The organism is Nocardia citri (assembly GCF_054065835.1).
Genome location: NZ_JBSUQM010000009.1, coordinates 78,180 through 100,873 on the forward strand (window position 1 = coordinate 78,180; position 22,694 = coordinate 100,873).

Below are 22,694 nucleotides of genomic sequence, written 5' to 3' on the forward strand. Positions count from 1 at the left end.
GCGCATCGACGACAGCGCGGTGGACGAATCCCGGTACGAAGCACGGCGGCTTCCCCAAGATTTCGCGCGCCCGCGTCGGCGCCGACTTCGCCCCGTTCGTCGAAGCCATGCGCACGCTGCAGGATCTGGCCGTCTCCGTTGGACGCCCCCGACGAGATCTTCGGCGAGGCGCTCGATCGGACGCGCGAAATTGCTGCTGTGGCAGCCGTAGCCGGATGAGCGCCGTGTGACTCTGCGCACCAGTGCGTATAGTGACGTGCGCTCGTTCATCGACATCTATCCGGAGGAACCTGAAAGTGGTTGCAGCACTGTCTGAATCCCTGCTCGACGACGCGAAGCGCTCGGCCTTCCTTGCCGATGCCAAGGAGGTTCTGGACGCCGAGGTGTCGGACAAGGGTGGTGCGTCGGGCCTGGCCGTCAAGGGCGGCTACGCGGCGGTCAAGAAGCTCAGCCCGTCCATCGTGCCGGACGCGCTGGAGTCCTTGGCGCCCAAGCTCGTATCGCAGCTGGAGCCGTTCTGGCAGGAATACACGGCGACCGGGTCCGGCAAGTTCGCCGACCTGCTGGTCGCCAAGTCAGATGAGGTCGCCGAGGCTTTGCTTTCGGTGACCGACGCACGTGCCGAGGCCTCGACCCGTCCGGCGCTGCAGAAGGTCTACTCGTCGATGCGTTCCTCGGCCAAGAAGAACGTCATCGAGGCCCTGCCGCGGCTGGGCGACCTGGTGCAGCGGCACGCCTGAGTCGGCGGGCGGCGCCGCGCATTGCGTTCATGCCTGCGCCTCGCTAGCGCTCGGCTCCGGCATGACCGCATGGCGGCCGTGTTTTCGGCGCTCACTGCGTTCGCTGGTGCCTGCGCCTCGCTAGCGCTCGGCTCCGGCATGACCGCATGGCGGCCGTGTTTTCGGCGCTCACTGCGTTCGCTCATGGGACTCGCTCCGTGGTGGGTACGTCGGCGACGGTCACTGTCGCGCACGGCGATTCGGCCGACCATGGGCGCTGAGCGCCCCGCGTCCGGTGGTGGACGCGGGGCGAAATTTCCGTCGGCCCGGACAGCGTGCGGGAGCGCGGCGCGCGAACCAACGGCACAGCGCCCACTGGGCACAATGGTGCCGAGCGCTGGCGAGGTGCCATTGTGAGCAGGGTGACGAAGACGTCGAAGCGACTGTCTGAGAGGCTGGAGACGTGAATCCGTCTACAGCACAGGCGCAAGTGGTCGTTGACGAACTCGCGCGCGGGGGCGTGCGGGATGTCGTGCTGTGCCCGGGGTCGAGAAACGCACCCCTGGCATTCGCACTGCAGGCGGCCGATGCGGCGGGTCGATTGCGCCTGCATATGCGCATCGATGAGCGGACCGCGGGCTTCGTGGCCATCGGACTCGCCATCGCAAGCCGACTGCCGGTACCGGTGGTGATGACCTCGGGAACCGCCGTCGCCAATCTCGGCCCCGCGGTGCTGGAGGCGAACTACGCCCGGGTACCGCTGGTGGTGCTGAGCGCCAACCGGCCCTACGAGATGCTCGGTTCCGGCGCCAATCAGACCGTCGAACAGTTCGGGCTGTTCGGTAGCCAGGTCCGGGCCTCGATCAGCCTCGGACTCGCCGAGGAGGAGGCGGGCACCGATGGCGGCATGCCATATCGGCACCAGAACAGCCAGTGGCGTTCGGCCGTTTGCCGGGTACTCGCCGCGGCCCATGGTGCCCGCTCCGGCAATGCCGGGCCGGTGCATTTCGATATTCCGCTGCGCGAGCCACTGGTGCCGGATCACACGCCGGACGAGTGCGCGCCCCAGGGCCGCTCCGGCGGTGTGGCGTGGACGAGTACCAGCTACGCGACGCTCGATGTGCCGCTCGACCTCGACCTGACGCCCGATACGGTCGTCATCTCCGGCCACGGCGCCGGATTGCGACCGGAACTGGCCGAGCTGCCGACGGTGGCCGAACCCACGGCCCCGATGCACGGTCCGTCCCTGCATCCGCTGGCCTTGCCCCTGCTGAAGCCGCGGCAGGCAATCATTACCGGGCGGCCGACACTGCACCGTCAGGTCGCGAAGGTGCTGGCCGATCCAGCCGTCACCGTCTACGCGCTCACCACCGGTCCGCGCTGGCCCGATGTCTCCGGCAATGTGGTCGGGACGGGAACCAGGGCGGTTACCACGGGCGCGCCGAATGCGGACTGGCTCGCGCACTGCCGCGAACTCGGTGCGAAGGCCGATCAGATCGTCCGCGCGGAATTGGCCAACCATCCGAAGCCGACCGGGCTGCACGTCGCCGCGGTGGTGATGGACGCGCTGCGCGAGGGCGATCAGCTGCTGCTCGGCGCCTCCAATCCGGTGCGCGACGCGGCCCTGGTCGCATATCCGCGACCCGGTGTCCAGGTGCTGTCCAATCGAGGTGTGGCCGGTATCGACGGCACCGTTTCCACGGCCGTCGGCGCGGCACTACACCACACCGGCCGCACTATCGCGCTTATCGGTGACCTCACCTTCCTGCACGACGCTTCCGGCCTGCTCATCGGCCGCGGTGAACCTCGCCCCGCCGATCTGACCATCGTGGTCGCCAACGACGACGGCGGCGGCATCTTCGAACTCCTGGAACAGGGTGATCCGCAGTACGCCGGTGTTTTCGAGCGCGTCTTCGGTACACCGCACGGGATGGATTTGGCCGCTCTCTGTGCCGCCTATCGGATTCCGCACAAGCAGGTCGATACCCGGCAGTTGGCGGTCGAATTGGCTGGCCATGCGCACGGTTTGCGGGTCCTGGAGGTTGCCACCGAGCGTTCCAGTCTGCGGGAGTTGCACGCGACCGTGCGGGCCAGGATCGCCGCGTGAGCGTGCGATCGCCCCTGCCGTACTCGAGGCGTCGGCGAGTCCTGGCTGCGATCGAGGCCGATCAGTACTCCGGTTCGGCATCCCGGTCGTCATCGAGCGGCACCGCGATCGACTGTTCGACGATATCGGCCGGGTTGGCGTCGAAGGCATCACGATCGACTGCCGCCGCGAGATCGCGTTCGCCGCGGTCCTCGGCGGTGTCTTCGGGGTCTGGATAGGCCGGGAGGGATTGCTCGACGTAGTCGGCTTCCGAGACCTCGTCCAGGCTGCGGGACGTGCTGGGTTCAGTCATCGTTCACTCCTTTCCGCGCGGGCGTTCCGGCTGGTATCCGGTGCTCCAATGAGTGAATAACCCGTTCTTGCGCCACGACACGGCGCAGACGGACAACAGTCCGACACAGATGAGAATGCTCCTGGTCGGCCCGTTCGGCAACCCACCCGCTATTCGCGGTCGACCGGATCCGACCCATTCGCCGGGAATTCGACGAGCGCCAATGTGCGTCCCGCCATGAACCGCGCCGTCCGCACGGCGACACCCGTTCGCGTCACTTCGCTGACCTCGACCACGCCACGCGCGATCCGTACCTCGACCTTGCGCCCGGCGCGCGTTGCCGCCACTTCATAACTGCGAGACCCGTCGCCGAAATCGACGACGATCTCCACCCGATCGCCCTTCATCTACCAATTCTCCGCTTTTTCAGCACCTTTCGCCGCTACGACTTGATTGCGATGGGCGGTGACAGGAGCCCGCGCGCAGCGTCGGAACGACCTGGACGCAGTCGGCGGCTGCCGGACTTCGCTCGGCTGAGTGCCCCCGCGGTGTGAATCCGATGGCCACAGCGCCCACTGCGCGGAATCCACCGGGAATGGGCGCCGCTCAGGTCGCCCCTCAGTACACGTCGCGAACGTAGCGCTTCTCGGCGACCAGTTGCTTCCGGAACGCCAGCGCCCCGTCCTCGTCGAGCTTGCCGTGGATCCTGGCAATGGCCAGCAGCGTGTCATCGACATCCTTGGCCATGCGCGCGGCATCGCCGCATACATAGAAGTGCGCACCGTCGCGCAGCCAGGACCATAGCTCGGCACCGTGCTCGATCATCCGGTGCTGCACGTAGATCCGCTCGCGCTGGTCGCGGGAGAAGGCCAGATCGAGGCGGGTGAGGAAGCCGCAGCGGAACATGTCCTCCAATTCCGCTCGGTAGTAAAAGTTCTGGGTGGCGTGCTGATCGCCGAAGAACAGCCAGTTGCGGCCGCTACAGCCGAGGGCACGACGCTCCTGCAGAAAGCCGCGGAACGGTGCGATACCGGTGCCGGGGCCGACCATGATCATCGGAGCGGTGGGGTCGAGCGGCGGCCGGAAATGCGGTGCGCGCTGCAGAAAGATCGGTACCGCGGATTCGGTGGCGTCGGCGCGGTCGGCAAGGAAGGTCGAGCACACCCCGCCGCGCCGCGCGGCCGATCCGGTCGCGGCCGGATCGCCGTACCGGACGACACCGACGGTCAGCTGCACCTCGTCCGGGCTGACCAGCGGACTCGACGAAATCGAATACTGGCGCGGCTGCAGTTTTTTCAGCGTGCCCAGCCATTCGACGAGATCGGCGCGCACCGGGAAATCGCGGAGCACATCGACGGCCTGCCGGTCCCACAGGTAGTTGTCGAGTTCATTGCGATTATCGCGGCGCAGCAGTTTCGCCAGTCGCTTGTCGGGATTGCGTTCGGCTAGGAAGGTGAGCAGATCGTGGCCGACCTTCGTGATGTCGTAGTGGGTCCGCAGCGCCTGGGCCAGCGGCAATTCCTGGTCGTCCAGCTCGATGATCCGACGGCCGTCCACCTCGGTCGCCGCGAGCCATTCGGCCACCATCGAATCGGCGTTCGTCGGCCAAACCCCGAGCGAATCGCCGACCTCGTAGCTCGCTTTCAGCCCGCGCAGGTCGAACCCGAACTGGCGCACTTCCTTCGGCGATCGGGCATGTGACAGCGGTTCATTGCGCACCAGTGCTGCGGTCACCGGTGCGTTGCGGGTGAATGTCGCGGGTCCGGCGATCTGGGTTCCGACAGCCGCAGCGGTACCTGTCAGCACCATCGTGGCGTCGGCGGACCGCTCGGGCTTGCGAGTTCCGCCGGGATCGGAAGCACTCGCACCGCCGTCGAGTGTGGCGAGCACCTCGTCGAACCAGCGTGCCGCGGCTTCCTCGTAATCGGGTTCGCTGTCGACACGCGCGAGCAGCCGGGTAGCCCCGCGCTCGCTCAGTTTCGCGTCCAGTTTGCGACCGTGGCCGCAGAAGTCGTCATAGGAGGAGTCGCCGAGCGCGAATATCGCGTACCGCATGCCGGTCAGCCGGATCGCGCTGTCGTCCAGCCGTTCCCAGAAGTCCGTGCCGTTATCCGGCGGACCACCGTCGCCGAAGGTGCTGCTGATCACCAGTACATCGCCGGTGAGTTCGTGGAGTTCGCACGAATCCATGACGATCAGCCGCGGCGCGAAGCCGGATTCGGCCAGCCGCGCGGCCGTCGTCGCAGCGAACTCTTCGGCGGTGCCGGTCTGTGAGGCCCACAGCACTGTGATGGGACGGGCGGGTGGTTCGTCGGGAATATCGGCGGCGGGCGCGGATGTTGATGCCGCGCTGCGCGAATACATGCCGGCCAACAGTCCATCGATCCACAACCGGCTGTTGCTGGCCAGGGGCGCGGATTCGGGTAGCACCGGTTGCCCCGTCACCGGAATGGATTGCAGCGCCGAGAGATATCCGGCGAGATAGATCCGTTCGGCCTCACTGAGCGTCGGAGTGGTGCCCGCGTCGAGCCCGAGCATGACCGAAAGCGGATGCGCGGTCCGCGAGCCGTTATGCACGGCGGTTTCCGTCGAAGGGCTATCGGCCGCGGACGCTTCCGGCATTACCGCGACCCGCCGCAGCGATACCGCGCACGCCTTGAATTCGGGCTGCAGCGAGTCCGGATCCACCGCGTCGTTGGTGACGGCATTGATCGTCAGATATTCGCCCTGCTCGTCATTCCAGTGGAAGGGTGCGAAACAATCGCCGGGTCGCACCCGGTCGCTGATCTGCACCGGCAGCACCGCTCGACCACGCCGCGAAGCGATTTCGAGCTCGTCTCCCGCCGTGACCCCGAGCCGTTCGGCATCCTCGGGATGCACCTCGACGAACGGCTGTCCGGTCAACTTGGTCAGTTTGTCGATCTTGCCGGTCTTGGTCATGGTGTGCCACTGATGCTGCAGCCGACCGGTATTGAGCAGGAACGGATAGTCGTCGGCGGGCATTTCCTCCGGCGCCAGATGCGGGCGCGGCCAGAACACCGCGCGACGGCTCGATGTCGCGAAGGCCAGCCGAGGTTGGTGCCCGGCATCGTCGACGAAAAGTTCCTGGCTGACACCGTCATTGCGGTATCGGATCGGATTGCGCGCACGGTCCGGCGTGGCGCACGGCCACTGCATCGGCCCTTCGCGCAGCCGCGCATAATTCATCCCACGCAGGTCGTATCCGGTGACCGGATTGGCGAACCGCTTGATCTCGTCGAAAACCTCCGCGCTGGAGCGGTATTCGAAACCCGCGAAGCCCATCGCGGTGGCGACCTGTGCGATGAGCAGCCAGTCCGGGCGGGCATCGCCGATCGGATCCACCGAGCGCTGCAGCAGCGTGACATTGCGCTCCGAATTCACCATCACCGCATCGGCCTCGGCCCACAGCGTGGCGGGCAGCAGTATGTCGGCGTAGGAGTTGGTGGCCGTATCCGTGTAGGTGTCCTGCACGATGACCAGCTCGGCCGCCTCCAGCCCCCCGATGACCGTCTTCCGATTGGCTACGGACGCAACGGGATTGGTGCAGATGATCCAGGCCGCCTTGATCCGCCCCTCGGACAACTCGCGGAACATCTCGATGGTGCCCGGTCCGGCCCCGGTGCGCAGCGTGCCCGGCTCGAGACCCCATGCGGTCTCCACGAAGCTGCGGTCGGCAGGGGAGAGCAGGCTGCGCTGTCCCGGCAGACCCGGCCCCATATAACCCATTTCGCGTCCGCCCATGGCATTCGGCTGACCGGTCAGGGAGAACGGTCCGCTGCCCGGACGACAGATTGCTCCGGTGGCGAGGTGCAGGTTGCAGAGTGTATTGGTGTTCCAGGTGCCGTGGGTGGACTGGTTGAGTCCCATGGTCCACAGCGACATCCATTCGCCGGCTTCGCCGATCCAGCGCGCGGCCGTGCGGATATCGTCCGCGGCCAGCCCGGTGATCGCGGCGACCTTATCCGGCGGGTAGTCGGCGAGGAATTCGGGCATTGCCGCCCAGCCCTCGGTGTGTTCGGCGATGAAGTCCGCGTCGATGGCGCCGTTTTCGACGAGCAGGTGCAATAGCCCGTTCAGCAGGGCGAGATCGGTGCCTGACGCGATCTGCAGGAACAGATCGGCCCGCGCGGCGGTATCGGTGCGCCGCGGATCCACCACGATCAGCTTCGCCCCCGCCTTGACCCGGTCGAGCATGCGCAGATAGAGGATCGGATGGCAGTCGGCCATATTCGCGCCGATCACGAAGAACAGATCGGCGTGTTCGAAGTCGTCGTAGGAGCCGGGCGGTCCGTCAGCGCCGAGCGACTGCTTGTAGCCGGTCCCCGCGCTGGCCATGCACAGCCGGGAATTGGCCTCGATGTGCTTGGTCCGCAGATACCCCTTGGCCAGCTTGGTCGCCAGGTACTGTGCCTCCAGCGACATCTGCCCGGAGACGTACAGCGCGATCGCGTCCGGTCCGTGTTCGTCCAGGATCGCCCGCAGCCGGGTGGCCACCTCGTGCACCGCCTCGTCGACGGGCACGGCCACCGGCACCTGACCGCGCTCGGGTCGCCGGTACGCGGTCTCCATCCGCCCCGGCGTCGCCATCAATTCCTGGTGAGTCGCGCCCTTGGTGCACAGGCGGCCCGCATTCGTCGGATGCAGTTTGTCACCACGCACCTTGGCGATGACCGGCGCGCCGTCCGCACCCGCGCGGGTCTCGACGACGATGCCGCAGCCGACGCCGCAGTACGAGCACGCCGTGCTCGCGGTGCGCGTGCGATCAGAGCCAGCATCGGTCATGTCACCGATCATGCGCATCGCCGATTGCGGCTGATTTACTCAGCGTTATCGGTAGATGACAATTAACCTCACGTCAGCGAATCCCCTCCGTGAGGTGTGGCGTGCGCCACGAAGATATGCCGCGACCGGGTGCTCAGCCCAATTCGGCGGCTCAGCCCAATTTATAGGCGCGATGCAGTGCGACGATGCCGCCGGTCAGATTGCGCCATTTCACCGACGACCAGCCCGCATCGGCGATCCGCAGCGCCAACTGTCGCTGATTCGGCCAGGCCCGGATGGATTCGGCGAGGTAGACGTAGGCATCGGGATTACTGCTCACCGCCACCGCGACCCTCGGCAGCGCCTTCATCAGGTACTCCAGATAGATGGTGCTGAAGACGGGCACGGTCGGCGTGGAGAATTCGCAGATCACCATCCGCCCGCCCGGCTTGGTGACCCGCAACATCTCGCGCAGGGCGGCATCGGTCTCGGAAATATTGCGCAGGCCGTAGGAGATGGTGACCGCGTCGAACGAATCGTCGGCGAAGGGCAGTGCGGTCGCATCGGCGGCCACCTTCGGCACATCGCGGGATTTGCCCGCGGCGAGCATGCCCTGGGAGAAGTCGGCTGCCAGGCACCAGGCACCCGATTTCGCCAGGTCCAGCGTCGAAATGCCGGTGCCCGCGGCGAGGTCGAGCACCCGCTCACCCGGCCGCGGCGCCACGGCCTTGCGCACCGCCCAGCGCCAATATCGGTCCTGTCCCAAGGAGATGACGGTATTGGTCAGGTCGTACCGCTTCGCGACCTCGTCGAACATCGACGCGACCTCGTGCGGCTGCTTGTCCAGCGAAGCCCGAACTGGTTCCCGCTGCTCTGTTTTCGCCACGCCTCCGAACCTACCGCGCCTGACATAGGCCGGGCGAAACCCCCGCGCCGGGCCGGGCCAGACTTTCGGCGCCGCGTTCGGACCCGCCTGCTTTTTCCGTGGTCACACCCTTCACCTGGCCGGAATCGGGATTCGGAGGTCACGAAACTCACATGCGTAAGCAGCTCACGCGGTGTGCGGCAACTGCGTCCGAATCCCCGTGACGTCGGCGTAGTGGCCCATCAATTCGGTGCAGATGGCGGGCCAGGTCCGGTGCAGCACGGACTTGCGGGCGGCCGCGGCGAATCGCGTCCGCAGAACCGGGTCCCGAAGCGCCGCAACCGCACTGGGGAGCAGCTCGGTGAAGCGATCCACCGGAAGGAGGTAGCCGTTGCGGCAGTGCGCGATCAGATCGCGCGGCCCGCCCGCATCCGGCCCGATCACCGGAATTCCGGCGGCCAACGCCTCCTGCACGCCTTGACAGAACGTCTCGTGCTCACCCGCGTGCACCATCACATCCAGACTCGAGTACGCCTGCGCCAGTTCGTCGCCGCCGAGTTCACCCGTGAAGATCGCGGTCGGCATCATTCGCGCCAACCGGGCCCGCTCCGGCCCTTCTCCGACGATCACCAGTTGGATCGTCGGATCGCTCGCCAGCACCGCGAGCCGCTCCACATGCTTCTCCGGGGCCAGTCGCCCGACAAATCCCACCAGCAGCTTGTCCTGATCGCGCGACCAGGAGGCCCGCAGCTCCGGCCGCTTCGCCGACGGCGTGAACCGGGCGATATCGACACCGCGACCCCAGCGGTGCACCCGCGGAATACCGTGCCGTGCCAGATCCTCGGCGGCCGCGCGTGACGGTGCCAGGGTCCGTGTCGCGCCCTCATGAATCCGTCGCGTCCAGGCCCAGGCCGCCCGACCGGCCAGTCCCAGCCCGTAACTTTTCGCGAATCCGGCCACATCGGTCTGATAGATCGCGACTGTCGGCAGATCCAACCGCATAGCCGCACCGAGACCCCCCGCGCCGAGCAGGAAGGGTGAGGCCAGATGGACCACATCGGCGTCGAATTCGTCGATCGCGGCGGTGATTCCGGGTTGCGGCAGACCCACCGGCAGTGAGCTGACCTTCGGCACCATCACCGCTGGCACCAGATGCACCGGGAACCGCTTGTAGACCCGGGGGGCGGCGGGCAGCCCGTGCGGGGTGTCCGGCGCGATCACCAGCGCCTCGTGCCCGTGCTGGTCGAGGTGGTCCAGCACCCGGAGGACGGAATTGACGACGCCGTTCATATTCGGCAGGAACGACTCCGAAACGATGGCTACGCGCACCATCCCAGGTTGACCTGCGCAACGCGCCACGCCGTCACGTCGAAATGACCGAAACGCAAAGATCCGGCGAACTATCGGGGCTGCTCGACTCAGGTGGCGCCGGCCACCGCACGGGGTCCCTCCAGCGGTCCCCGGTTGCGGCGCTGGGCCCGCAGCAGCAGCCACACCGTGGGCAGCGCGACCACCCACACCACCAGAATCACCGACAATGCGGGCTGAATCGCGACCCGCACATCACGCCCGGCTACCCGGACCAGATCCGGATCCTTGCGGCTGTACTCCACATTGATCCGCTCACCCGCGGTGAGGTTGGTCGGATACAACACCCCGACCTTCGGATTGTGGGTCTTCCCGTCCGGTGTGACATAAATGACCGCCGAACGCAGCCGCCCGGCCGAGAGCACCTCGGCGGAGGTCACACCCTTGTCGGAGCTGATCAGATAGTCGTTGCGCCAGGCGGCGAGCACCAGCAGCACGACAAGGGCGCTCAGGAAGACGGCCGCGGTCAGTACCCCGATCCTGGCCCGCCGCAGGCGGTTCGAACGCCTTTCAGACTGGCTGGTTTCCGACACGACATCAGGCTACTTGCCGCCTCCGATACCGTGTGCCCCCATGTCCCGAAAATTCAGCTTCACCGTGCCCTACACCGTCCCGGTCGAAGATCTTCACCGGGCACTCACCAACGAAGAGGTCTGGTTGTCCCGGTTCGCCGGTGCGGAGACGGCCACACTAGATCTTTCGCATCCGCAGGGCGCGGATACCATCCGCATTCACATGACCGAAAAGGCCAGCCATGACAAGGTTCCCGGCATCGTGAGCAAGGTACTCAAGAGCGAATTGGTGCTCTCGCGCACCGACAATTGGCAGGCATTGGACGGCGAAATCGCCAAGGGCACCTTCGAGGGCACCACCGGCGGCATCAGCAGCGAAATGTCGGGCACCTATGAACTGCGTTCGACCGTCGAGGGGGCCGAGATCGAGGTCGTCGGCACTGTGAAGGTCAAGGTTCCGCTGGTCGGCGGCGCCATCGAACCGCTCGCCGAACAACTGCACCATCGGGTGCTCGAGAGTGAGCGCAAACATATCGAGCGGTGGGTCGCCGCACAGGCGAGCGCCTGACTCGTCCCCAACGCCCCGGCGAAAGCCGGGGCGTATCGGGTTCGTCGGCTATCCGGCGAAATCCGCCGGGTCGAATTCCTTCGGCTCCACCAGCACCAGCCAGTTGCCGGAGTTGTCCTGGATGATCGCCTCGGTGCCATACGGGCGTTCGGCGGGCGGCTGAATGAATTCCACGCCTTTGGCGGTCAATTCCTCGAAGGTCTTCTGGCAGTCGTCGGTCTTCAGACCGAGTGCGCCATGGGTGCCGTTGGCCAGGGACCGGCGGATGGCGTCGGCGAGATTCTCATCGAGCGGCGGTCCCGGAATCATCAGGGTGATCTCGAGTTCCGGATGATCGGGATGTGCGATGCTGACCCAGCGGAATCCGTTGTCGCCCATCGTCAGGTCGGCGGTCTCGACGAACCCGAGCTTCTCGGTGTACCACTGCTTGGCCGCGTCCTGGTCGGTGACGTACACGGTGACCAGCGAGACATTCGTAATAGTCATGCACAAAGGCTAGGAAACGCGTTGACCGGGACGCTTCTCCGAAATTGCTGAGCTGGGCGAACCGCTGAGCCGAGCGGCTCAACCGCGCGGCTTGCGATCCGAGAGCCCGTGCATGAACACATAACAGCCCGGAATTCGCGGTGCCCCATCCGCGAATTCGGCCTGATACGCCGATGGCGTCACCCCGACCAACTGCCGGAACTTACTGCTGAACGACCCGAGACTGCTGTACCCGACCAGCATGCAGACCTCGGTCACGGTGAGGTTGGTGGCCCGCAGATAATCCTGTGCCCGCTCGATCCGCCGCTGGGCCAGATACGCCGCGGGGGTCACCCCGTAGACGGCCGCGAACGCGCGCAGAAAGTGATATTTCGAAACCCCTGCGGCAGCGGCCAATTCGTCCAGATTCAACGGCTCGGCATAGTTTCGGTCCGCGAGGTCCCGCGCCCGCCGCAGATGCGGAAGCAGGTAGAGCGCGGGTAACCCGGCCATCTCAGGTGAACGGTGCGAGTTCGTCGAGGCGGTAGGACGCCCGGCCCGCGGCCCGCCACGCCCTGGCCGTCAGATCCAGATCCTCGTCGGTGACCAGATTGCCCATTACCCGAATCGCAGTGCGCTGCAGATACTTGGACCGCATCACCGGTGGCCCGCCGATCGGCACCATCCGCGGGTGCGTCGCCAGTCCGGCGATCCGCCGCGCCACCGAGAACGTCGGGCCGTAGCGGGCCCGCAAGAGCTCCGGCCATACGGTCGTGAGATCCGGTTCATCCAGCAGTTCGGCGAGCATGCGCCCGCCCTCCAGTCCGTAATCGATGCCTTCGCCATTGAGCGGATTCACACAGCCCGCGGCATCGCCGATCAGCACCCAATTGCGTCCAGCGATATTCGACACCGACCCGCCCATCGGTAGCAGCGCGGAGGCGACCGCCCGCAGCGAACCCTCGAACTGCCATTCCTCGCGTCGCATCGAGGTGTAATGCTCCAGCAGCGGTTTCAGCGCGATATGCGAGGGTCGCTTTTCGGTGGCCAGCGAGCCGACGCCGATATTCACCTCGCCATTGCCCAGCGGGAATACCCAGCCGTAGCCGGGCACCAACTCACCGTCGGCATTGCGCAGCTCCATATGCGAGGTGATCCACTGATCGTCGCTGCGCGCGGATTTGATGTAGGCGCGGGCCGCGGTGCCGTAGGCGTAGCGCCGATGCCAGGTGCGGCCGAGCAGTTTGCCGATCGGGGAGCGGACACCGTCGGCGACGACAAGCGTCGTGCATCCGATCGATTGGGTGCCGTCCGCCGTACGCACCATCACACCCGTCGCGCGATCATCCGCGCGCATGACATCGATCACTTTTGTGCCATCCAGCATCCGCGCCCCGGACTTCACGGCTGTCTCACGCAGCTTGTCGTCGAGTTCGGTTCGGGGAACTGCACTCCCATACGTTGGGAAGGAACCGCCCGGCCACGGCAGTAGCGCCTCGCGACCGAAACCCGTCATCCGCAGGCCGTGGTTCACGGTGTGCGCGCGCAGCCAATCGCCGAGCCCGAGGTGCTCCAATTCGGCTGTGGCGCGCGGGGTGAGTCCATCGCCGCAGGTCTTGTCACGTGGGAAGACGGCGGAATCGATGAGCAAGACATCGCGACCGGCGCGCGCGGCCCAGGCGGCGGTGGCCGATCCGGCCGGCCCGGCACCGACCACGAGCACTTCGGTCTGTGTGGGAATCGCGCGCTGCGTCTCCCCGTCCCCGCCCGCGGGGGTGACATCCGGTGAACCCATGCGCTCAATACTCGCAGGAGCATTCCGTTCGTGTCGATCGAGCCTGCCCGCGTCGCAGACCATGCGATCGATGACGCGGAAAACAATATGCGACAGTGTCTGATACACCGCATAGTGACGGTGTTCATGGGCCGCGCGACGGGGACACGCTAGGTTCTCTACCGTGGGGTCGGACGCATCGCTGGGAGAAGAGATGAGCACATCGGCTGTGAGTGAGGAAAGCACGGTGGTGGCCGGAGTCGATCTCGGTGACACCGAGCTCGCGCAGACCGTGCGCAATGGCCTCATCGATGTCGAAAAACTCCTGATCGATGAGCTGTCCGACGGCGAGCTCTTCCTACAGGAGGCGGCGCTGCATCTGGCCAAGGCCGGGGGTAAACGATTCCGCCCGCTGTTCACCATCCTCACCGGCCAGCTCGGGCCGCGTCCGACCGATCCGGCGCTGATCACGGCGGGCACGGTGGTCGAGCTGGTGCACCTGGCGACCCTCTACCACGACGACGTCATGGACGAGGCTCCCATGCGCCGCGGCGCCCCGAGCGTGAATTCGCGCTGGGGCAACAATATTGCCATCCTCGCCGGCGACTATCTGTTCGCGCACGCGTCGAGACTTACTTCGACCCTGGGGCCCGACGCGGTGCGGATCATCGCCGAGACCTTCGCCGAACTGGTCACCGGTCAGATGCGGGAAACCATGGGCGCGCGCGAATCCCAGGATCCGGTCGAGCATTACCTGCGCGTGGTCTGGGAGAAGACCGGTTCGCTGATCGCCGCCGCCGGACGTTTCGGTGGCACCTTCTCCGGCGCCGACGCCGAACACGTCGAGCGGCTGGCCCGGCTCGGTGATGTGGTCGGCACCGCCTTCCAGATCTCCGACGACATCATCGACATCTCCTCGGCGGCCGAACAGTCCGGTAAAACGCCGGGCACCGACCTGCGCGAGGGCGTGCACACCCTGCCGGTGCTGTACGCGCTGCGCGATGAGGGCGCCGAGGGCGACCGACTGCGCAAACTGCTGGCCCACCCGCTGCAGACCGATGACGAGGTCGAGGAGGCGCTGTCGCTGCTCGCCCGCTCGCGCGGCATGGTGCTGGCCAAGGAGAAGCTGCAGGGCTACGCCGATATCGCGCACGCCGAACTGTCCGCGCTGCCCTCGGGCCCGGCCAACGACGCCCTGGCACGCCTGGTCCGCTACACGATCGAACGCGTCGGCTAGGTGGCACGGAGTTCACATCTCGATCAGGAACCTTTGCTCGGCCCTTGGCGTTGACCTGGTGTAATCCAATCGGTGAGATCGTGGCACACGCAACGACCGATGTCGTGAGTACATGGGTAACTCGCCGGGTACGCCCAGAACCCACCAGGCACTCGACGCAGGACCCGTGGCCAAGTCTCGCGGCACTGACTTGTATGGCCTGAATACGCGGAGAGGCGGACATGCACGGGTATTCGAATGGGCTGAAGACGTTCGGGCTCATGGTCGGCCTCTCGGCCTTGATCGTGTTCGCCGGGGCGATGTTCCGCAGTCCGATGATTCTCTTCCTGGCGATCCTGCTGGCCGTCGGCATGAATGCCTACGCGTATTTCTACAGCGACAAGATCGCGCTCAGGGCCATGCACGCGCAGCCGGTCAGCGAGCTGGAGGCTCCGGTCATCTACCGCATCGTGCGCGAGCTCGCGACCACGGCGCGGCAGCCGATGCCACAGCTGTATATCAGCCCGACAAACGCCCCCAATGCGTTCGCGACGGGGCGCAATCCACGCCATGCCGCGGTCTGTTGCACCAGCGGCATTCTGCAGATCCTGGACGAGCTCGAACTGCGTGCCGTACTCGGCCATGAGCTGTCGCACGTCTACAACCGCGACATTCTGATCTCGTCGATCGCGGGCGCATTGGCCGCGGTCATCTCCGGCGTGGCCAACCTGGCCTTCTTCGCCTCGATCTTCGGCGGCAACCGCAATGGCGACGGTCCCAATATCCTCGGCGTGATCCTGGTGACGCTGCTCGGCCCGATCGCCGCGACCCTGGTCAAATTGGCCGTTTCCCGCTCCCGCGAATATCAAGCCGACCAGTCCGGCGCCGAGCTGACCGGTGACCCGCTCGCCTTGGCCTCGGCGCTGCGCAAGCTGGAGCGCGGCGTACAGGCCGCCCCGCTGCCCCCTGAGCCGCAGCTGACGGCCCAGTCGCACCTGATGATCGCCAACCCGTTCCGGGCCGGTGAGCGCGCGGCGCGCCTGTTCTCCACCCACCCGCCGATGGCCGATCGCATCGCCCGCCTCGAGGAAATGGCGGGCGGGCCACGCGGATACTGATCGGTGATCGCGAGTCGCTCAATCGTGTTCGGCCGCGAATTCCCGTTCGTAGGCTCATAGCCTCTGCGTGAACATCCGTCTCTATTCGGTATGCAACGGCTTCTCGCAACTGAATTGGAAAACCATGTCAGCTACGAAGAGGACGAACTAGTTGCGAGCCTGAATGCGACCGACCTGGCCGCCCTTCGTCAGCGACAAACGCCCGGAGAAATGAAAACCCCCGTCGATCATGATGATCGACGGGGGCTCCGGTGGCAGGTGTAGGATTCGAACCTACGTAGGCTTTCACCGACAGATTTACAGTCTGCTCCCATTGGCCGCTCGGGCAACCTGCCGTCGCGCTTCTCGGCGCGCAGTGCAGCTTACAACGAACCCGTACCCATAATGCAAACCGGCTGGCCATCGGCCATGCGACAGGACTACCGTCGCGCTCCGGGGTAGAACTGACGGTGACCGGAACAGCCGGCCCGTAGCGACTGCGTGCAGGTCGCTCGAAAGGGTCTGTCCCAGACCCGTTGGACCGCCAGGACAGGAGCGAAGTGTGGCCGATTCGTCTTTCGATGTTGTCAGCAAGGTCGACCGTCAGGAGGTCGACAACGCGCTGCATCAGGCGGAGAAGGAGCTGAACACCCGCTATGACTTCCGTGGCACCGGCGCGAGTATCGAATGGTCCGGTGAGGACAAGATCGTGCTCAGTGCCGAGGCCGAGGAGCGGGTCAAGGCGGCGCTCGAGGTGTTCAAGGAAAAGCTGATTCGCCGCGATATCTCGCTCAAGGCGCTCGATGCCGGTGAGCCTGCGGCCTCCGGCAAGACCTACAAAATCACCGGCACACTGGTGCAGGGCATCGACGCCGAGCATGCGAAGAAAATTTCCAAGAAAATCCGCGACGAGGGCCCCAAGGGGGTGAAGGCCCAGATCCAGGGCGATGAACTTCGCGTCTCCAGTAAGAAGCGCGATGATTTGCAGGCGGTGATCGCATTGCTGAAGGGTGAGGACTTCGGCATCGCGCTGCAGTTCGTCAATTACCGGTAGACGTTGCCGCGGCCGCTGCATGTGGCCGCAAAAACCGCTCTGACCACCCGGTTTGGAGGTGCGACCGGTGAGTGTGTAACCTCGTTCAAGACTTCGCCGCGCCGGAGTCCTGAACGTAGGTCACGGTGCGGAGCTAGTCATGCCCCCTTAGCTCAGTCGGCAGAGCGTTTCCATGGTAAGGAAAAGGTCAACGGTTCGATTCCGTTAGGGGGCTCGCCGGATTGCCGGTGGTGACCGACTCGGCATCGCTACAACCTCCACTCTGTGGGGCCGGGCGCGGCATCACCAAGCAATGCGACCCCGTGGCGGTGTAGCTCAGTCGGTAGAGCAAACGACTCATAATCGTTGTGTCGCCGGTTCAAGTCCGGCCATCGCTACCAAAGACCGATCAGACCATCTGGTTGACCCGAAAGAAGGAATATCGTGGCCGCGAAGTCCACCGATGTCCGGCCAAAGATCACCTTGGCCTGCGAGCAGTGCAAGCACCGCAACTACATCACCAAGAAGAACCGGCGCAATGACCCGGATCGGCTGGAGCTGAAGAAGTTCTGCCCGAACTGTGGAACCCACCGGGCGCACCGCGAATCCCGCTAGTCCACCACGCGGGCCGCTGCCGCGTTGATTGGCTTCCGGGTTCGTCCCGGATTCTTGGGTCGTGACACTTGCGAGGGCCGGACATATGTCCGGCCCTGACGTGTTTCACGACTCGAGTGCGGTGGGGTTGCGGGTGCAGCGAGTAACCGATCGACACAGCCGCCAAGCGGGTACGACGGAGCCGAGCGCCAGCGAGGTGTAGTTGTGACCGCTCCGTCGACTCCGGGGCACGGGGTCAGATAGGTACAGTCCTCCCGTGACAATCAACACCGGTACAGACGAAGCGGTCGCGACGGACGAAGAACTCGACCCGGCGGCGCATGCCGCGGCGATGGTCGGCCACCACTACCGCGTCGACGACTACTACGAGGTCGGCCGCGAGAAGGTGCGTGAGTACGCCCGCGCCGTTCAGGATTATCACCCGGTGCACTGGGATGAAGACGCCGCGCAGGAGTACGGCTACGCCGGCCTGCTCGCCCCGCTCACCTTCATCTCCCTGGTCGGAATTCTGGCCCAGCGCAAACTCTTCGAGCAGATCGTCACGGGCTACGACCTGAGCCAGATCATGCAGACCGATCAGATTCTGGAATTCCACCGGCCCATCAAGGTCGGCGACCAGTTGGTCTGCGATGTCTACCTGCACTCGTTCCGGCAGGCCTTCGGCGGCGACATCATCGTCACCAAGAACATCGTCACCGCGCAGAACGACGAGCTGGTGCTCACCACCTACACCACGCTGATCGGACGCAGCGGCGGCGATATCGATCCGAACCTGCAGGGCGCGGTCCGCAATGTGCTCATGCACGGCATCGGCGAGGACGCCCCCAGCCACCATCCGCGCACTGCGGCCGGCACCGATGTGCTCGCGGTGTCCGCGCCCGCGGTGCCCGCGATCGCGCCGAGCAAGCACGCGATCAACTTCGAGGACGTCGCCGTCGGGGACGAGCTGCCGTCGCGCACCGTCCGGCTTACCCGCGGCGATCTGGTGAACTACGCCGGTGTCTCCGGTGACGCGAATCCGATCCACTGGAGCGACGAGGTCGTCAAGCTGGTCGGTCTTGACAATGTGGTCGCGCACGGCATGCTCACCATGGGCCTAGGCGGCGGTTTCGTCACCTCCTGGCTCGGTGATCCCGGCGCGGTCAAGGAGTACAACGTCCGCTTCACCAGCCCGGTCTACGTTGGCTCCGAGGAGCCTGCCGAGGTCGAGTACACGGGTAAGGTGAAGTCGGTGGATCCGGAGACCAAGACCGCGGTCGTCGCTATCGTGGCGAAGTCCGCGGGCAAGAAGATCTTCGGACGCGCCACCGCGACAGTGCAACTGGCCTGACCTGGTCGATTGGCCCTGATTGGCATATGCCGCAGGCGGTAACGTACACTCAGGTTTCTGGGGTCACCAGCCGCTGCGCGCTGCTCTGCAAGGGCTGGTTCCAGGTGAGTCCGCGAGGATTCGCCGACGGGGCCGGCAACTGCCGGAGTGGCGCGCGTGTCGTGTGACACCAGATAGTTAGACCGACAACTGAATACCGAACAGTGGTTGGACAGCTGGATCGTCCAACCGAAGGGGCGTAGCTCAATTGGCAGAGCAGCGGTCTCCAAAACCGCAGGTTGCAGGTTCAAGTCCTGTCGCCCCTGCCCTGGATGCCAGCGACGAAAGGATCGACGTGGTCGACGAGCGGGATACTCGCCACGGCGCGCACGCGGCCGAGGACGACGACACCGCCGCGGTGGCTCGGCCGAGCGGTAAGCGGTCCGTGCGGCGCAGTCGCAATGCCGATTCGGGCTCGGTCGCCACCATCGATCGGCCCACGTCGGGCAAGGCAGCCAAGAAGACCGATCGGGCCGGACGCAAGGCGGGTAACCCGCTCAAGCGTTTGATCAAGTTCCTGCGCGAAGTGGTCGCAGAACTGCGCAAGGTGATCTGGCCCAACCGGAAGCAGATGGTCACCTATACGAGCGTTGTTCTGGTGTTCGTGATCTTCATGGTCGCGTTCATCAGCGGGTTGGATCTGGCGTTCATCAAGGGTGTCAACTGGCTGTTCGGCTAGCTGATCGCCGCCGACGCCGGTAGCCGACCCCGAGCCGGCGCGTTACACAGCGCGCCCGGCCCGGTACGCAAAGGATGTACGTGACGACACAGGAAGCGAGTGCCCCAGTGAGCACCCCGGAGAACGACACAACCGACGAGTTCCCGGTCGACGACGCGGTGCAGGCCGCCGAGGAGTCCGCGGCCGTCGAGGAAGTGGTCGACGAATCCGACGCCGCTGACGCCGAAATTGTCGAGGCCGCTCCTGTCGATGCCGAACCCGCCGATCCAGTCGCCGAGATGAAGGCAGCGCTGCGGCGTGCCCCCGGTGATTGGTATGTGATCCACTCGTACGCCGGTTACGAGAACAAGGTGAAGGCCAACCTCGAGACCCGCGTGCAGAACCTGGACCTCGAGGAATACATCTTCCAGGTCGAGGTGCCGACCGAAGAGGTCACCGAGATCAAGAACGGCCAGCGCAAGCATGTCAACCGCAAGGTGCTGCCCGGCTACATCCTGGTCCGGATGGAACTCAACGACGAATCGTGGGGCGCGGTGCGCAACACCCCCGGTGTCACAGGTTTCGTCGGCGCTACCTCGCGGCCCTCGCCGCTTTCCCTCGACGATGTGGTGAAGTTCCTCGTCCCGGCCGCGCAGCAGCAGAAGAAGCCGGCGGCCGAGGCCGCCGCCGCGGCTACGGCCGCCACCGATATCGCGCCCAAGCCGATCATCGAGGTCGACTTCGAGGTCGGCGAGTCGGTCACGGTGATGGACGGCCCGTTCGCGACGCTGCCCGCCAGCATTTCCGAGGTCAATGCCGAGCAGCAGAAGCTCAAGGTGCTCGTGTCGATCTTCGGTCGCGAGACTCCGGTCGAGCTGGCGTTCACCCAGGTCGCGAAGATCTAGTTTCGCGATTTCGGCTTCGGCCGGGATCGCGGGATGAATCGGCCCGGCGCACGGGTTGATTCACCAGGCTTGCAAAGAGCAAGGACACCAAACCCTAGGAAAGAAAGATGCCCCCCAAGAAGAAGAAGCTCGCCGGGATCATCAAGCTGCAGATCCAGGCCGGCCAGGCGAACCCGGCCCCTCCGGTCGGCCCCGCGCTCGGTCAGCACGGCGTCAACATCATGGAGTTCTGCAAGGCGTACAACGCCGCGACCGAGTCGCAGCGTGGCAACGTCATTCCGGTCGAGATCTCGGTGTACGAGGACCGGACCTTCGACTTCAAGCTGAAGACCCCGCCCGCCGCCAAGCTGCTGCTCAAGGCCGCCGGTGTGCAGAAGGGTTCGGCCGAGCCGCACAAGACCAAGGTCGCGAAGGTCACCATGGACCAGGTCCGGGAGATCGCCAAGACCAAGCAGGAAGATCTGAACGCCAAGGACATCGACCAGGCGGCCAAGATCATCGCGGGCACCGCTCGTTCGATGGGTATCACCGTCGAGGCCTGAGTTCCGCACTCGCAATCCCGGTGGGAGGGTCGGCCAGACCCGATAACCACTTCTGAACCACATTAAGGACAGACAATCATGGCAAAGCGAAGCAAGGCGTATCTCGCCGCGGCCGAGAAGGTCGATCGCACTCAGCTCTACTCCCCGCTGGCCGCCGCGCGTCTGGCGAAGGAGACCGCAACCACCAAGACCGACGCGACCGTCGAGGTCGCCGTTCGTCTCGGTGTGGATCCCCGCAAGGCCGACCAGATGGTCCGCGGCACGGTCAACCTGCCGCACGGCACCGGTAAGACCGCCCGCGTCATCGTGTTCGCGGCCGGTGAGAAGGCCGCCGAGGCCGAGGCCGCCGGTGCGGACGCCGTCGGCGCCGAGGATCTGATCGAGCGGATCCAGGGCGGCTGGCTGGACTTCGACGCCGCGATCGCCACCCCGGACCAGATGGCCAAGGTCGGCCGGATCGCGCGTGTCCTGGGCCCGCGCGGCCTGATGCCGAACCCGAAGACGGGCACGGTCACCAACGATGTGACCAAGGCCGTCAACGACATCAAGGGCGGCAAGATCAACTTCCGGGTCGACAAGCAGGCCAACCTGCACTTCGTCATCGGCAAGGCGTCTTTCGACGATGCCAAACTGGTGGAGAACTACGGCGCCGCGCTGGACGAGATCCTGCGTGTCAAGCCGTCGACCGCCAAGGGTCGCTACGTCAAGAAGGTGACGGTCTCGACGAACACCGGACCGGGCATCCCGGTGGACCCGAACCGCACCCGCAACCTCCTGGACGAGGATGCGTAAGTAGCACGTCGGCACCAGGGCGGGAGCGTGAATCGCGTTCCCGCCCTTTGCGTTTTTCGAATGGTCGCCGGACTAATTCGCGCGCGGCCATCGTTGCCACCGAGATGACCGCCGTTCTGCTCATCTCCGGAAGTACGCGCAGTGCTTCGACGAATACCGCCGCACTGCGCACCGTTGCCGCGATCGCGCCGGAGGGGGTCGAAACCTTCTGGTACGACAGGCTGTCCGAACTTCCCGCCTTCAGCCCGGATGACGATGGGACCGGACATCCTTCGGTTGTCGCACTGCGTGAATGCATGTCGCGCGCCGACGCGGTCCTGCTCTGCACCCCGGAGTACGCGGGCACGCTTCCCGGGAGCTTCAAGAATCTGCTCGATTGGACCGTCGGCACTGCCGACCTGTACGAAAAGCCGACCGCCTTCCTCAATGTCGCCGCCCACGGGCGTGGCGAGGGTGCGTCCGCGACGCTGACGACGGTGCTGGGCTATGTCGGCGCGATCGTCGACCCGGCAGGCTGCGCTCACCTGCCGGTGGCGCGCGCTGCCGTCGCCGCGAACGGCCTGGTCGCAACCCCTGGATTCCGCACCGGGGCACTGGCAGCCCTCGATCTCCTGGTCCGCCGAGCTGTGAGCGTGTGATCCGACTCGCTGCCGGGATTCAATCGAACTTCCGCTGGCCCGAAATAGGAACCCTGCGGCGACGTTCGACGCATTCTGATATGAAATGTCGTCCGCGCCACAACAATTCGGTCGCGGAAGCATCCCGTTCGAACCCGTTTTGGCAGATAGGGGTGGGTTCGGCTACCCTGGACGGAAGTAATCGACGAGTTCGATGACTACCCAAATCCGTTCTACCGAAGACCGTTGGTCGCTGCGCCCATTCGGGCGTGGTCGAAGGTCCGGCATCGAGCCGGCGGCCCACGCAGGGAGGACCGTGGCTGGGATCCGATCCGGGCTATGCCTGGGTCGATCACCTATTGCGCCCCGGAACGCTCTGCGTTCGGGGCGTTTGCTTTATCACCGGCCCCTGGTACTCG

22 protein-coding genes and 4 tRNA genes are annotated in these 22,694 nt (G+C 65.5%); 16 read left to right on the forward strand and 10 right to left on the reverse strand.

Features of this window, described 5'->3' with window-relative positions; all coding sequences use genetic code 11:
- The first annotated feature begins 296 nt into the window (after nucleotides 1-296).
- Nucleotides 297-740 (forward strand): DUF6918 family protein, encoded by a 444-nt coding sequence (locus tag ACW2Q0_RS15805; protein ID WP_457190718.1) that lies wholly within the window; start codon nucleotides 297-299, stop codon nucleotides 738-740.
- Between the two features lie 442 nt (nucleotides 741-1,182).
- Nucleotides 1,183-2,826 (forward strand): 2-succinyl-5-enolpyruvyl-6-hydroxy-3-cyclohexene-1-carboxylic-acid synthase, encoded by a 1,644-nt coding sequence (gene menD / locus ACW2Q0_RS15810; protein WP_457190720.1) that lies wholly within the window; start codon nucleotides 1,183-1,185, stop codon nucleotides 2,824-2,826.
- Nucleotides 2,827-2,887: 61 nt separating this feature from the next.
- Here the strand turns inward: menD and ACW2Q0_RS15815 are convergent, their stop codons facing one another.
- The 6 genes from ACW2Q0_RS15815 to ACW2Q0_RS15840 form a co-directional block, all read right to left on the reverse strand.
- A complete protein-coding gene (locus ACW2Q0_RS15815; protein WP_457190721.1) occupies nucleotides 2,888-3,118 on the reverse strand; it encodes a hypothetical protein in 231 nt (76 codons plus the stop codon).
- A gap of 149 nt (nucleotides 3,119-3,267) precedes the next feature.
- Nucleotides 3,268-3,504, reverse strand: coding sequence for a hypothetical protein (locus tag ACW2Q0_RS15820; protein WP_457190723.1), 237 nt, complete (start codon nucleotides 3,502-3,504; stop codon nucleotides 3,268-3,270).
- A 211-nt stretch (nucleotides 3,505-3,715) separates the two neighbouring features.
- A complete protein-coding gene (locus ACW2Q0_RS15825; protein WP_457190725.1) occupies nucleotides 3,716-7,912 on the reverse strand; it encodes a molybdopterin-dependent oxidoreductase in 4,197 nt (1,398 codons plus the stop codon).
- A gap of 139 nt (nucleotides 7,913-8,051) precedes the next feature.
- Nucleotides 8,052-8,765: a demethylmenaquinone methyltransferase gene (locus ACW2Q0_RS15830; RefSeq protein WP_457190727.1), complete on the reverse strand. Its 714-nt coding sequence runs from the start codon at nucleotides 8,763-8,765 to the stop codon at nucleotides 8,052-8,054.
- A 165-nt stretch (nucleotides 8,766-8,930) separates the two neighbouring features.
- Nucleotides 8,931-10,073: a glycosyltransferase family 4 protein gene (locus ACW2Q0_RS15835; protein ID WP_457190886.1), complete on the reverse strand. Its 1,143-nt coding sequence runs from the start codon at nucleotides 10,071-10,073 to the stop codon at nucleotides 8,931-8,933.
- An 89-nt stretch (nucleotides 10,074-10,162) separates the two neighbouring features.
- Nucleotides 10,163-10,645, reverse strand: a complete 483-nt coding sequence (locus tag ACW2Q0_RS15840) for a DUF3592 domain-containing protein (protein WP_457190729.1) — start codon at nucleotides 10,643-10,645, stop codon at nucleotides 10,163-10,165.
- Between the two features lie 40 nt (nucleotides 10,646-10,685).
- Between ACW2Q0_RS15840 and ACW2Q0_RS15845 the strand changes: the two genes are divergently transcribed.
- Entirely contained in the window at nucleotides 10,686-11,192 is a 507-nt protein-coding gene (locus tag ACW2Q0_RS15845; protein ID WP_457190731.1) for a DUF2505 domain-containing protein, read from the forward strand.
- A 48-nt stretch (nucleotides 11,193-11,240) separates the two neighbouring features.
- Here ACW2Q0_RS15845 and ACW2Q0_RS15850 read toward each other — a convergent pair whose 3' ends face one another.
- From ACW2Q0_RS15850 to ACW2Q0_RS15860, 3 genes are all read right to left on the reverse strand, one after another.
- Nucleotides 11,241-11,678, reverse strand: a complete 438-nt coding sequence (locus tag ACW2Q0_RS15850) for a VOC family protein (protein ID WP_457190733.1) — start codon at nucleotides 11,676-11,678, stop codon at nucleotides 11,241-11,243.
- Between the two features lie 78 nt (nucleotides 11,679-11,756).
- The gene (locus ACW2Q0_RS15855) at nucleotides 11,757-12,170 is read right to left on the reverse strand and encodes a helix-turn-helix transcriptional regulator (protein WP_457190735.1); all 414 of its coding nucleotides are present in this window, start codon (nucleotides 12,168-12,170) and stop codon (nucleotides 11,757-11,759) included.
- A 1-nt stretch (nucleotide 12,171) separates the two neighbouring features.
- Nucleotides 12,172-13,452: a geranylgeranyl reductase family protein gene (locus tag ACW2Q0_RS15860; RefSeq protein WP_457190737.1), complete on the reverse strand. Its 1,281-nt coding sequence runs from the start codon at nucleotides 13,450-13,452 to the stop codon at nucleotides 12,172-12,174.
- A gap of 193 nt (nucleotides 13,453-13,645) precedes the next feature.
- On the opposite strand from ACW2Q0_RS15860, the gene ACW2Q0_RS15865 reads away from it, so the two are divergent.
- Together ACW2Q0_RS15865 and htpX are read left to right on the forward strand one after the other, a co-directional pair.
- Nucleotides 13,646-14,668 (forward strand): polyprenyl synthetase family protein, encoded by a 1,023-nt coding sequence (locus ACW2Q0_RS15865; RefSeq protein ID WP_457190739.1) that lies wholly within the window; start codon nucleotides 13,646-13,648, stop codon nucleotides 14,666-14,668.
- 221 nt (nucleotides 14,669-14,889) lie between these two features.
- Nucleotides 14,890-15,765: a zinc metalloprotease HtpX gene (htpX, locus tag ACW2Q0_RS15870; RefSeq protein WP_457190741.1), complete on the forward strand. Its 876-nt coding sequence runs from the start codon at nucleotides 14,890-14,892 to the stop codon at nucleotides 15,763-15,765.
- Between the two features lie 252 nt (nucleotides 15,766-16,017).
- Here the strand turns inward: htpX and ACW2Q0_RS15875 are convergent.
- Nucleotides 16,018-16,100, reverse strand: a tRNA-Tyr gene (locus ACW2Q0_RS15875).
- Between the two features lie 206 nt (nucleotides 16,101-16,306).
- Between ACW2Q0_RS15875 and ACW2Q0_RS15880 the strand changes: the two genes are divergently transcribed.
- From ACW2Q0_RS15880 to ACW2Q0_RS15930, 11 genes are all read left to right on the forward strand, one after another.
- Nucleotides 16,307-16,798 (forward strand): YajQ family cyclic di-GMP-binding protein, encoded by a 492-nt coding sequence (locus ACW2Q0_RS15880; RefSeq protein WP_457190743.1) that lies wholly within the window; start codon nucleotides 16,307-16,309, stop codon nucleotides 16,796-16,798.
- Between the two features lie 141 nt (nucleotides 16,799-16,939).
- Nucleotides 16,940-17,012: transfer RNA gene (locus tag ACW2Q0_RS15885), tRNA-Thr, on the forward strand.
- Between the two features lie 90 nt (nucleotides 17,013-17,102).
- Nucleotides 17,103-17,178: transfer RNA gene (locus ACW2Q0_RS15890), tRNA-Met, on the forward strand.
- 43 nt (nucleotides 17,179-17,221) lie between these two features.
- Nucleotides 17,222-17,392, forward strand: a complete 171-nt coding sequence (gene rpmG / locus ACW2Q0_RS15895; RefSeq protein ID WP_011211653.1) for a 50S ribosomal protein L33 — start codon at nucleotides 17,222-17,224, stop codon at nucleotides 17,390-17,392.
- Nucleotides 17,393-17,654: 262 nt separating this feature from the next.
- A complete protein-coding gene (locus ACW2Q0_RS15900) occupies nucleotides 17,655-18,722 on the forward strand; it encodes a fused (3R)-hydroxyacyl-ACP dehydratase subunits HadA/HadB (RefSeq protein ID WP_457190888.1) in 1,068 nt (355 codons plus the stop codon).
- Nucleotides 18,723-18,954: 232 nt separating this feature from the next.
- Nucleotides 18,955-19,027: transfer RNA gene (locus ACW2Q0_RS15905), tRNA-Trp, on the forward strand.
- Nucleotides 19,028-19,056: 29 nt separating this feature from the next.
- The gene (gene secE, locus ACW2Q0_RS15910) at nucleotides 19,057-19,440 is read left to right on the forward strand and encodes a preprotein translocase subunit SecE (RefSeq protein ID WP_457190745.1); all 384 of its coding nucleotides are present in this window, start codon (nucleotides 19,057-19,059) and stop codon (nucleotides 19,438-19,440) included.
- Nucleotides 19,441-19,547: 107 nt separating this feature from the next.
- Nucleotides 19,548-20,324 (forward strand): transcription termination/antitermination protein NusG, encoded by a 777-nt coding sequence (gene nusG / locus ACW2Q0_RS15915; protein ID WP_457190890.1) that lies wholly within the window; start codon nucleotides 19,548-19,550, stop codon nucleotides 20,322-20,324.
- 107 nt (nucleotides 20,325-20,431) lie between these two features.
- Nucleotides 20,432-20,866, forward strand: coding sequence for a 50S ribosomal protein L11 (rplK, locus tag ACW2Q0_RS15920; RefSeq protein ID WP_040696015.1), 435 nt, complete (start codon nucleotides 20,432-20,434; stop codon nucleotides 20,864-20,866).
- A 78-nt stretch (nucleotides 20,867-20,944) separates the two neighbouring features.
- On the forward strand, nucleotides 20,945-21,658 hold the full coding sequence (gene rplA, locus ACW2Q0_RS15925; RefSeq protein ID WP_457190748.1) for a 50S ribosomal protein L1: 714 nt from the start codon (nucleotides 20,945-20,947) through the stop codon (nucleotides 21,656-21,658).
- A gap of 104 nt (nucleotides 21,659-21,762) precedes the next feature.
- Nucleotides 21,763-22,296: an NADPH-dependent FMN reductase gene (locus tag ACW2Q0_RS15930; protein ID WP_457190750.1), complete on the forward strand. Its 534-nt coding sequence runs from the start codon at nucleotides 21,763-21,765 to the stop codon at nucleotides 22,294-22,296.
- Nucleotides 22,297-22,694 lie beyond the last annotated feature (398 nt).

What these genes read in the sequence shown, in the direction of transcription:
- ACW2Q0_RS15850 (WP_457190733.1), bottom strand. Translation starts at nt 11,678, where the DNA reads ATGACTATTACGAATGTCTCGCTGGTCACCGTGTACGTCACCGACCAG.
- ACW2Q0_RS15865 (WP_457190739.1), top strand. Translation starts at nt 13,646, where the DNA reads ATGAGCACATCGGCTGTGAGTGAGGAAAGCACGGTGGTGGCCGGAGTC.
- ACW2Q0_RS15815 (WP_457190721.1), bottom strand. Translation starts at nt 3,118, where the DNA reads ATGACTGAACCCAGCACGTCCCGCAGCCTGGACGAGGTCTCGGAAGCC.
- ACW2Q0_RS15860 (WP_457190737.1), bottom strand. Translation starts at nt 13,452, where the DNA reads ATGGGTTCACCGGATGTCACCCCCGCGGGCGGGGACGGGGAGACGCAG.
- ACW2Q0_RS15820 (WP_457190723.1), bottom strand. Translation starts at nt 3,504, where the DNA reads ATGAAGGGCGATCGGGTGGAGATCGTCGTCGATTTCGGCGACGGGTCT.
- ACW2Q0_RS15845 (WP_457190731.1), top strand. Translation starts at nt 10,686, where the DNA reads ATGTCCCGAAAATTCAGCTTCACCGTGCCCTACACCGTCCCGGTCGAA.
- ACW2Q0_RS15825 (WP_457190725.1), bottom strand. Translation starts at nt 7,912, where the DNA reads ATGATCGGTGACATGACCGATGCTGGCTCTGATCGCACGCGCACCGCG.
- rplA (WP_457190748.1), top strand. Translation starts at nt 20,945, where the DNA reads ATGGCAAAGCGAAGCAAGGCGTATCTCGCCGCGGCCGAGAAGGTCGAT.
- ACW2Q0_RS15930 (WP_457190750.1), top strand. Translation starts at nt 21,763, where the DNA reads ATGACCGCCGTTCTGCTCATCTCCGGAAGTACGCGCAGTGCTTCGACG.
- ACW2Q0_RS15855 (WP_457190735.1), bottom strand. Translation starts at nt 12,170, where the DNA reads ATGGCCGGGTTACCCGCGCTCTACCTGCTTCCGCATCTGCGGCGGGCG.
- rplK (WP_040696015.1), top strand. Translation starts at nt 20,432, where the DNA reads ATGCCCCCCAAGAAGAAGAAGCTCGCCGGGATCATCAAGCTGCAGATC.
- htpX (WP_457190741.1), top strand. Translation starts at nt 14,890, where the DNA reads ATGCACGGGTATTCGAATGGGCTGAAGACGTTCGGGCTCATGGTCGGC.